The 8,249-nt window shown below is 70.8% G+C and carries 9 protein-coding genes; 3 read left to right on the top strand and 6 right to left on the bottom strand.

Annotation, left to right across the window (positions count from 1 at the left end):
• Nucleotides 1-617 (bottom strand): trypsin-like peptidase domain-containing protein (locus VFO68_RS09460; protein ID WP_325157818.1); only part of this gene is annotated, 617 nt, incomplete at its 3' end.
• Nucleotides 614-1,240, bottom strand: coding sequence for a hypothetical protein (locus tag VFO68_RS09465; RefSeq protein WP_325157819.1), 627 nt, complete (start codon nt 1,238-1,240; stop codon nt 614-616). The genes VFO68_RS09465 and VFO68_RS09460, both read right to left, overlap by 4 nt.
• 66 nt (nt 1,241-1,306) lie before the next feature.
• Between VFO68_RS09465 and VFO68_RS09470 the strand changes: the two genes are divergently transcribed.
• Complete coding sequence (locus VFO68_RS09470; protein ID WP_325157820.1) at nt 1,307-2,065, top strand: enoyl-CoA hydratase/isomerase family protein; 759 nt, start codon at nt 1,307-1,309, stop codon at nt 2,063-2,065.
• Between the two features lie 13 nt (nt 2,066-2,078).
• Nucleotides 2,079-3,197, top strand: coding sequence for a hypothetical protein (locus VFO68_RS09475; RefSeq protein ID WP_325157821.1), 1,119 nt, complete (start codon nt 2,079-2,081; stop codon nt 3,195-3,197).
• A 149-nt stretch (nt 3,198-3,346) separates the two neighbouring features.
• Here the strand turns inward: VFO68_RS09475 and VFO68_RS09480 are convergent, their stop codons facing one another.
• From VFO68_RS09480 to VFO68_RS09490, 3 genes are read right to left on the bottom strand one after another with little or no spacing between them, the layout of a single operon-like run.
• Nucleotides 3,347-4,705: an aspartate aminotransferase family protein gene (locus VFO68_RS09480; RefSeq protein ID WP_325157822.1), complete on the bottom strand. Its 1,359-nt coding sequence runs from the start codon at nt 4,703-4,705 to the stop codon at nt 3,347-3,349.
• Nucleotides 4,702-5,157: an Lrp/AsnC family transcriptional regulator gene (locus VFO68_RS09485; protein WP_325157823.1), complete on the bottom strand. Its 456-nt coding sequence runs from the start codon at nt 5,155-5,157 to the stop codon at nt 4,702-4,704. Before VFO68_RS09485 ends, VFO68_RS09480 begins: the two co-directional genes overlap by 4 nt.
• Complete coding sequence (locus VFO68_RS09490) at nt 5,138-6,661, bottom strand: APC family permease (protein ID WP_325157824.1); 1,524 nt, start codon at nt 6,659-6,661, stop codon at nt 5,138-5,140. The genes VFO68_RS09485 and VFO68_RS09490 overlap by 20 nt, the downstream gene beginning before the upstream one ends.
• A gap of 135 nt (nt 6,662-6,796) precedes the next feature.
• On the opposite strand from VFO68_RS09490, the gene VFO68_RS09495 reads away from it, so the two are divergent.
• A complete protein-coding gene (locus tag VFO68_RS09495; RefSeq protein ID WP_325157825.1) occupies nt 6,797-8,002 on the top strand; it encodes a saccharopine dehydrogenase family protein in 1,206 nt (401 codons plus the stop codon).
• On the opposite strand, the gene VFO68_RS09500 is transcribed toward VFO68_RS09495, so the two are convergent.
• On the bottom strand, nt 7,962-8,162 hold the full coding sequence (locus VFO68_RS09500) for a DUF397 domain-containing protein (RefSeq protein WP_325157826.1): 201 nt from the start codon (nt 8,160-8,162) through the stop codon (nt 7,962-7,964). The genes VFO68_RS09495 and VFO68_RS09500 overlap by 41 nt on opposite strands.
• Nucleotides 8,163-8,249: the final 87 nt, after the last annotated feature.

The following is an 8,249-nucleotide window of genomic DNA, read 5'->3' on the forward strand; positions in this document are numbered from 1 at the left end:
CGGCCGTCGTGCGCGGTTCCCGGGTAGCCGAGGGCCAGCACCGGAGTGCCGACCGGTGCCGGGTCGTCCCGGATCGCCATGGCGGGCAGGCGATCGCGGGGCACCTTGAGCACGGCGACGTCCCCGCCGGCCGGCGTCACCAGGTTGGCCACCGTGGCCGGGGCGAGGTCGTCGCCGAGCCGCACCTGGATCTCCCGGTCCACCAGGCTGTCCGGCGTCGCGCCCTCGGTGACGCCGTGATCGGCGAAGGCCTGCTTGGCCTTCACCGGATCGCCCACCCGCCCGGCCTTGGCCAGTTCCTCGATGGCCGCGTCGAACAGCACTCCGCCGCCGCCGTCGGCTCCGGTGTGGACACAGTGGCTGGCGGTCGCCACGTACCCGTCCGGGTTGATCACCGCGCCGCCGCAGGACGCCGTCCGGTCGTAACCGGTCGTGCCGCCGAACACCTCACCGGTCCGCCGGTCGCGCACCCAGCCGTGCCACCGCACCTCGACCGACACCAGCGCCGGCCGGGCAACGGCGAACGCCACCTCCTGCGGCTCGGACGGCGCGGCGGCGGCGGGCGCCTGCAGGGCCAGGAACGCGCCGGCGCACAGCGCCGCGAGCCGGCCGGTCATCCGTACGCCCCGGCGACGCGGGTAAAGGTTCCCCGGTACCCGGTCGACCCGGTCTCGGTGAACTGGTTGCCCTGACAGGTGTACGGGTCGTCCTCGTTGAGCGTCGGGTTCGGCCCGTCCGGTGCGGTGGTGGACAACAGCCCGCGATGGTCGTAAAAGGACCAGAAGACCGTGGAGCCGGTACGGGCCGGGTAGGTGATCACCCGGTCGGTGGCGTGCCAGGTGAACTCGGCGACGCCGGTGCCGACCAGGCGGAGTTGGTTGCCCCGGAACGTACCGGAGTACGTCAGACCGTCCAGCCGCTCGGTGGCGGTACCGTCCGGGCGGAACTCCAGGATTCGTCCACTGGCGACAAGCGGGATCGGCGGCTGGTCGGTGTAGAACTTGTTCATGATGACTTCGTCGGTGGACCGCCACGTCCCGATCAGACAGAGCGGCGGCCCGGCAGCGCGGGTGGCGGTGACCGGCCGGGTGGTCGGGGAGAGCCGGGTGGCGGCGACGGCGACGGCGGCGTCCGCGCGCTCGGGCCGCTCGTCGGTCAGCACGGTCACGGTCAGCGCGATGGCCACCAGCAGCGCGCACACGGCGACGGCGAACAGCGTCCCGGTCGCGGTTTTCCCCACCGGGTCATGCTATTGGCTGCGGCCCGGGTGCCGGGGCGGAAGTTTCCCAACAGAGGGGGTTCTGTGATGACCGGTCCAACGGTGCTCGTCCGCCGCGACGGTGCGATCGGCGAGATCGTGCTCAACCGGCCGGACAAGCTCAACGCGTTGAGCCTGGAGCTGGTTCGGGACCTGGCGGCCGCGGTCGAGGAGCTGGCCGGCGATCCGGACCTGCGGGTGGTGGTGGTCCGCGGCGCCGGCCGGGCGTTCTGCGCCGGGCTGGACCTGGACATGGTCGGCGAGCAGGGCATGCCGCCGGACTTCTTCCCCGTTCAGGAGCGGGCTTTCACCGCGCTGGAGCGGCTGCCGGCGATCGTCATCGCCCAGATCCACGGGCACTGCCTCGGCGGCGGCCTGCAACTGGCGCTGGCCTGCGACATCCGGATCGCCCGGGCGGACGCCCGGCTCGGCCTGCCGGCCGCGCTGGAGGGGTTGGTGCCGGGGGCAGCGCCCTGGCGGCTGCCGCGGTTCGTCGGTATGGGCCGGGCGATGCGCCTGGCCGTGCTCGGCACGCCGGTGGACGCGCGGGAGGCGCTGGACATCGGCCTGGTCGACCACCTGCTGCCGGACGAGGACTTCGCCGCTCTGGCAACGGAGCTGGCGCAGCGGTACGCCGGCGTGCCGGCCCGGGCCGCCGCCGGGGTCAAGGAACTGGTGCGGTCGGCGTTCGACGTCACCTTCGACGACTCCTACCGGCGGACCCGGGAGATCATCGCCGAGTGCGAGCGGTCGGCCGATGCGCGTGCGGCCAAAGAGCTATGGGCCGCCCGCCGGTCGGAGCAGTGATCTAGATTTGGGTATGCGTGCGCGAGTGGCCCTGCTGACCCTGCTGACCGTTGCGGCGACCGGGTGTGACTCGGGGGCCGGGTCCGGGTCGGGCGAGCCGCCCGAGGTGGCTTTCACCAAGATCGACCTACCGGCCGGGGCGGAGCCCGTCCTGCTGTCCACCGCGAAGGACGTTCTGCTGGTCGGGGTGCGCCGGGAGGGGGCGCCGGTGGTGCCCGGACTGCTGCGCCGGGGCGCGGACGGCACGCTTGCCGAGATCCCGCTGACCCCGGGCAGCCCCTACGGAAAGCTGGCGCGCTGGTATTCGATCGTCTCCGACGGCGACCGCGTCGTCGCGATCGGGGGCGAGCGGGGCGGCGCGCACGCCAACGTCCGGTGGAGTGCGTGGACCGGTTCGCTGGCCGGGCTCACCGAGCAGCCGCAGGGGTTCAGTGTGTTCGGCGGGCAGGGCGCGGGTGAGTTGGCCGACGCGGTGCTCACGCCGGCCGGGCCGGTGCTGGTCGGCTCGTGGGAAAACGCCACGCGGGGCGGTCTGGACCTCGCGGTCTGGACCAATTCCGGCCCCGACTGGGTCCGGCAGAGCTCGGCCGGCACCGCGCTGGAGAGCACACCAGACAAGCTGGGCCTGCCCATCGCCGCGACCGCGCTCGAGCCGGGTGTCCTGGTCGCCGGTTGGCAGCTGATCGGCGGTAACCAGGTCCCCGCGGTGTGGCGCTCGGCGTCCGGTGCCACCGGCTGGACCACCACGGCGCTGCCCGACTCCGGCCGGACCGGCGCGGCGATGGCGGTCCGCTGCTGGGGTTCGGCCTGTGCCGTCGCCGGCCGGGTCGACGACAAGCTGGCACTGTGGCGGTATTCCGGCGATGCCTGGACCCGGCTGCCCGATGTGCCGCCGGTTCCGGTCGGCGACAAGGACCATCTGGTGGCCCCGGTCGAGATCGACGGCCAGACGAGCCAGGTCTACGCCGACGGCGACACCGTGCGGATCGCCCGCACGGACGGCCGAACCTGGACCGTCCGCACCGCCGCCGGCCCCACCGGTGCGGTCACCGCCGCCATCACCGCCGGCGACGCCCTCTACCTAGTCGCCGGCCAGACCCTGTGGCGCGCCGACCTCGCCGCGCTGCGCTGACAACCCCGCGAGTCCCCAGTTCGGGACCGGCGAGTTCCCATTTCGAAAGCCATGTATGCCAACAGCGGCGGGCGGCGCCTGCGGCGCCGCCGCGCCGTGCCGAAGGCGCGCTGGCGCGGGTGCCGTTCCGGGCGCCAGCACGCGAGTCGTCAGATGTGCTGCCAGGCTTCGGTGAGGACGGTGCGGAGGATCTGTTCCATCTCGGCGAAGTGGGTCTCGTCGCAGATGAGCGGCGGGGCGAGTTGGACGACCGGATCGCCGCGGTCGTCGGCGCGGCAGTAGAGGCCGGCGTCGAACAGGGCGCGGGACAGGAAGCCGCGCAGCAGGCGTTCGGACTCCTCGACGTTGAAGGACGCCCGGGTGGCCTTGTCCTTGACCAACTCGATGCCGAAGAAGTAGCCGTCCCCCCGGACGTCGCCGACGATGGGGAGGTCGCGGAGGCGGTCCAGATAGGACCGGAACAGGCCGGTGTTGGCGCGGACGTGACCGTTGAGGTCCTCGCGCTCGAACAGGTCGAGGTTGGCCAGGGCGACGGCGGCGCCCACGGGATGGCCGCCGAAGGTGATGCCGTGCACGAAGCAGGTCCGGCCGGACAGGAACGGCTCGGCCAGCCGGTCCGACGCGATCATGGCGCCGAGCGGGACGTAGCCGCTGGTGAGGCCCTTGGCGCAGGTGATGATGTCGGGCACGTAGCCGTACCGGTCGGCGCCGAAGTACTCGCCCAGCCGGCCGAACGCGCAGATCACCTCGTCGGACACCAGCAGCACGTCGTAGCGGTCGCAGATCTCCCGCACCCGCTGGAAGTAACCGGGCGGCGGGGGAAGACAGCCGCCGGCGTTCTGCACGGGTTCGAGGTAGACGGCGGCGACGGTGTCCGGCCCCTCGGCCTCGATCGCCTCGGCGATCCGGTCGGCCGCCCAGGCGCCGAACACCTCCGGGGATGCGTCGGCGCCGGCCGGAGCGCGGTAGTAGTTGGTGTTCGGCACCCGGATCGTGGACGGCACCAGCGGCTCGAAATCCTGTTTGAGCAACGGGATCCCGGTGATCGACAGCGCGCCCATGGTGGTGCCGTGGTAGGCGATGGACCGGGAGATCACCTTGTGCTTCAACGGTTTTCCGGTCAGCCGGAAGTACGCCCGGGCCAGCTTCCAGGCGCTCTCCACGGCTTCCGACCCGCCCGCGGTGAAGAAGATCCGGTTCAGGTCGCCGGGCGCCAGGCCGGCCAGCCGCTCGGCCAGCTCGATCGCGGTCGGGTGCGCGTAGGACCAGATCGGGAAGTAGGCAAGCTCCGCGGCCTGCTTGGCCGCGGCCTCGGCCAACTCGGTGCGGCCGTGCCCGGCCTGCACCACGAACAGGCCGGAAAGGCCGTCCAGGTAGCGTTTTCCGTCCATGTCGTACACGTACGGGCCTTCGCCCCGGACGATCACCGGCACCGGATGCTCGGCATAGCTGGCCAGCCGGGTGAAGTGCATCCAGAGGTGGTCGCGGGCGGCGTCCTGCAGGTTCATCGGGTACCCCATGAGTAGGTCTGTTTGGCGAGCTTGAGGTAGACGAAGGTCTCGGTCGACCGCACGCCGGGGATCGACCGGATCGTGTCGTTGAGCAGCCGCAGCAGGTGCTCGTCGTCGGTGCACACCAACTCGACCAGCAGGTCGTAGCCGCCCGCGCAGATCACCACGTAGTCGATCTCGTCGATCCCCGCGAGCGCGTCGGCCACCGGCCGGATGTCGCCCTCGACCTTGACCCCGACCATGACCTGCCGGGCGAAGCCGAGCCGGAGCGGATCGGTGACCGCGACGATCTGCATCACGCCGGAGTCCAGCAGCCGCCCCACCCGCTGGCGCACCGCGGCCTCGGACAGCCCGACCACGGCGGCCAGCGTGGCATAGGAGGCGCGGCCGTCCTGTTGCAGCCGCTCGATGATCCGTTTGTTGACGTCGTCAAGGACTGGCTCGGTCATGCTCGGGTCCCGCCCCCTCGGGTTCCATCGTGCCGCCCCGGAAATAGGCCGGCGACACGATGTTGTAGATGATCATGAGCACGATGCCGAGCAGGATCGACCCGATGCCGTAGACGAAGGCGCCGCCGACGCCGAGCAGCGTGGTGTCGCCCGACTCCGGGTCGAGCAGGTCGATCGCGGTCTTGACGAACGCCGCGAACAGCAGCAGCGCGCCGAGCAGCGGCATGATCACCTTCTGCAGCGCGGCCCGGAACCCGGCGCGCAGCTGCCGGCGGTACCGCCAGGCCGAGGCGAGCCCGGTCAGCCCGTAGTAGAACGCGATCATCAGGCCGATCGACAGGATCAGGTCGGACAGGCCGGCCTCGGACAGCGCGTAGAGCCCGGCGAAGAACGCGACCGACACGATGCCCATCGCCCAGGTGGACAGCGTCGGGGTCTGGTTGCGCGGGTGCACCTTGCCGAACGAGCGCGGCAGCGCCTTGTACGCCGCCATGGCCAGGGTGGTCCGCGCGGTCGGCAGGATCGTGGTCTGGGTGGACGCCGCGGCCGAGGTCAACACGGCGATGATCAGCAGCTTGCCGCCCCAGCTGCCGAGCACGCTCTGGCCGATGACGGCGAACACGTCGTTCTCGTTCTCCGGGTTGGCCAGGCCGATGCCCTCCTCGCCGACTCCCGCGTAGGCCTGCGTGGCGATCGTGATGATCAGGTAGGTGGCCAGCAGGACGAGCGTGGAGATCACCGCCGCCCGGCCGGGGTTCACCGACGGCTCGGTGGTCTCCTCGTTCGCCGCGACGGCCGAGTCCCAGCCCCAGTAGATGAACACCGCGAGCAGGAACCCGGCGGATAACGCGCTGAACGACAGCGTGAACGGGTTGAACCAGTCCCAGGAGATCTTGATCGCCTGCTCGCCCGCCGACCCGGCGTACACCTTCACCAGCGCGACCACCGAGAAGATCGCCAGGATCAGCAGTTCCGCGCCGAGCAGCAGGTACTGGGTGCGGGCGGACAGTTCGATGCCGCGCCAGGCGATCCAGGTCATCAGCAGGATCCAGGCCGAACCGGCGAGGATCAGCGCGAGCTTGTTCGCGGCCAGGTCGTGCAAGCCGAACAGCTGGAAGGTGTAGCTGGCCGCGATCTGCGCCAGCGACGCCATCACGATGATGTCCGCGACCACGATCACCCAGCCGACCAGCCACCCCGTGCGCCGGCCGAGGGTGCGGGCGACCCAGGTGAAGCTGGTGCCGCAGTCCGGCGACTCGTTGTTGAGCGACTTGTAGGCGTAGGAGACGAACAGCATCGGCAGGAACGCGAGCAGCATGATGATCGGCCCGCGGTCGCCGACCTCCTGGGCGATCCCGCCGAGCGTGGCCGCCGCGCTGTAGCCGGGCGCGGTGGACGCCACAGCGATCACAATGCTGGACAACAGGCCGATCGCGCCGAGTTTGAGACCTTTGCCCGCGACGCCGGGCGAACCGGGCGTCGTCTCGGGAGCGGTGGTTGTCATCGATGCCGTCCTCGATCCATGGACCCCGGGAGAACCCTGGCTGCGTTTATCGCACGACTTCGGGCTGTTGACAAGGGTTTCCGTCGCAGTAGCCTGCTTGGATCGCGGTTTCAGTCGTTGACGTGGAGTCTGCGGATGCGGGTGCTCCTGGTGGGCGCGGGTGCGGTCGGAGCGGCCGCGGCCCGGATCGCGTGCGGTCGCGACTTCTTCTCCCGGTTGGTGGTGGCCGACCGGGATCTCGACCGGGCCCGGCGCGCGGTCGACGCCACCGGGGACGTCCGATTATCGGCGGCCGGGCTGGACGCCTCGTCGGCCGCCGAGGTCGCCGGCCTGTGCCGACAACAGCGGATCACCCATGTGCTCAACGCGGTCGACCCCCGGTTCGTGATGCCGGTCTTCGAGGGGGCGTTCGCGGCCGGCGCGGACTATCTGGATCTCGCGATGTCGCTGTCGGCGGCGCATCCGGAGCGGCCGTACCAGGAGTGCGGGGTGAAACTGGGGGACGCGCAGTTCGCCGCCGCCGACGCCTGGGCTTCCGCCGGGCGCCTGGCGCTGGTCGGGATGGGGGTGGAGCCGGGCCTGTCCGACGTGTTCGCCCGGTACGCCAGTGATCACCTGTTCTCGGCGATCGACGAGATCGGGGTGCGGGACGGGTCGAACCTGGTGGTGGACGGGTTCGACTTCGCGCCGTCGTTCTCGATCTGGACCACGATCGAGGAGTGCCTGAACCCGCCGGTGATCTGGGAGGCGGACCGGGGCTGGTTCACCACCCCGCCGTTCTCCGAGCCGGAGGTGTTCGAGTTTCCCGCCGGCATCGGTCCGGTGGAGTGCGTCAACGTCGAGCACGAAGAGGTGCTGTTGATCCCCCGGTGGATCAAGGCCGCCCGGGTGACGTTCAAGTACGGCCTGGGCGCGGACTTCGTCGAGGTGTTGCGCACGCTGCACAAGCTTGGTCTGGACGCGACGAGTCCCGTTCAGGTCAACGGCGTGCGGGTGGCCCCCCGCGACGTGGTCGCCGCTGTCCTGCCCGACCCGGCCAGCCTCGGCGACCGCATGCGCGGCTGCACTTGCGCCGGCACCTACGTGACGGGCACCGCCCCCGACGGGAACCCTCGCGCGGTCTACCTCTACCACGCCGTGGACAACGCCTGGACCATGCGCGAGTACGGCGCCCAGGCCGTGGCGTGGCAGACCGCCGTCAACCCGGTGGTAGCCCTGGAACTCCTGGCCACGGGCGCCTGGACGGGTGCCGGTGTCCTTGGCCCCGAAGCCTTCGACCCGGTCCCGTTCCTGGACCTACTCAACACCCATGGTCCGCAGTGGACATTGGAGGAGCGTTGACCCGCCCAGCGCGCACGGCTCGTACCAGCGCCGGCAAGTCGCCGTGCAGCGCAGGTCCGGTCGCGTTCTTGGAGTCGCGCACGTGATCAAGGGTGTTGTTCAACTCCACGCAGTTGGGATTGTTCTCACTGCGCCGAGCCTTGCGCCATTTCGTCGTCATAGGACCGCTCCGTTCCCCTGATCAGGTCCGAGATGAGATGGCCGGACAGGTCCGGCCGCAGTGAGACTGCCTTGATCTTGTCAATCG

The sequence above is a fragment of the Actinophytocola sp. genome (assembly GCF_035712165.1).
Taxonomy (GTDB): Bacteria; Actinomycetota; Actinomycetes; order Mycobacteriales; family Pseudonocardiaceae; genus DASYTH01.

Bases quoted from the DNA above. Each gene is read 5' to 3' on its own strand.
- VFO68_RS09470 (WP_325157820.1), top strand. From the start codon at position 1,307: ATGACCGGTCCAACGGTGCTCGTCCGCCGCGACGGTGCGATCGGCGAG.
- VFO68_RS09475 (WP_325157821.1), top strand. From the start codon at position 2,079: ATGCGTGCGCGAGTGGCCCTGCTGACCCTGCTGACCGTTGCGGCGACC.
- VFO68_RS09480 (WP_325157822.1), bottom strand. From the start codon at position 4,705: ATGAACCTGCAGGACGCCGCCCGCGACCACCTCTGGATGCACTTCACC.
- VFO68_RS09485 (WP_325157823.1), bottom strand. From the start codon at position 5,157: ATGACCGAGCCAGTCCTTGACGACGTCAACAAACGGATCATCGAGCGG.
- VFO68_RS09490 (WP_325157824.1), bottom strand. From the start codon at position 6,661: ATGACAACCACCGCTCCCGAGACGACGCCCGGTTCGCCCGGCGTCGCG.
- VFO68_RS09495 (WP_325157825.1), top strand. From the start codon at position 6,797: ATGCGGGTGCTCCTGGTGGGCGCGGGTGCGGTCGGAGCGGCCGCGGCC.
- VFO68_RS09500 (WP_325157826.1), bottom strand. From the start codon at position 8,162: ATGACGACGAAATGGCGCAAGGCTCGGCGCAGTGAGAACAATCCCAAC.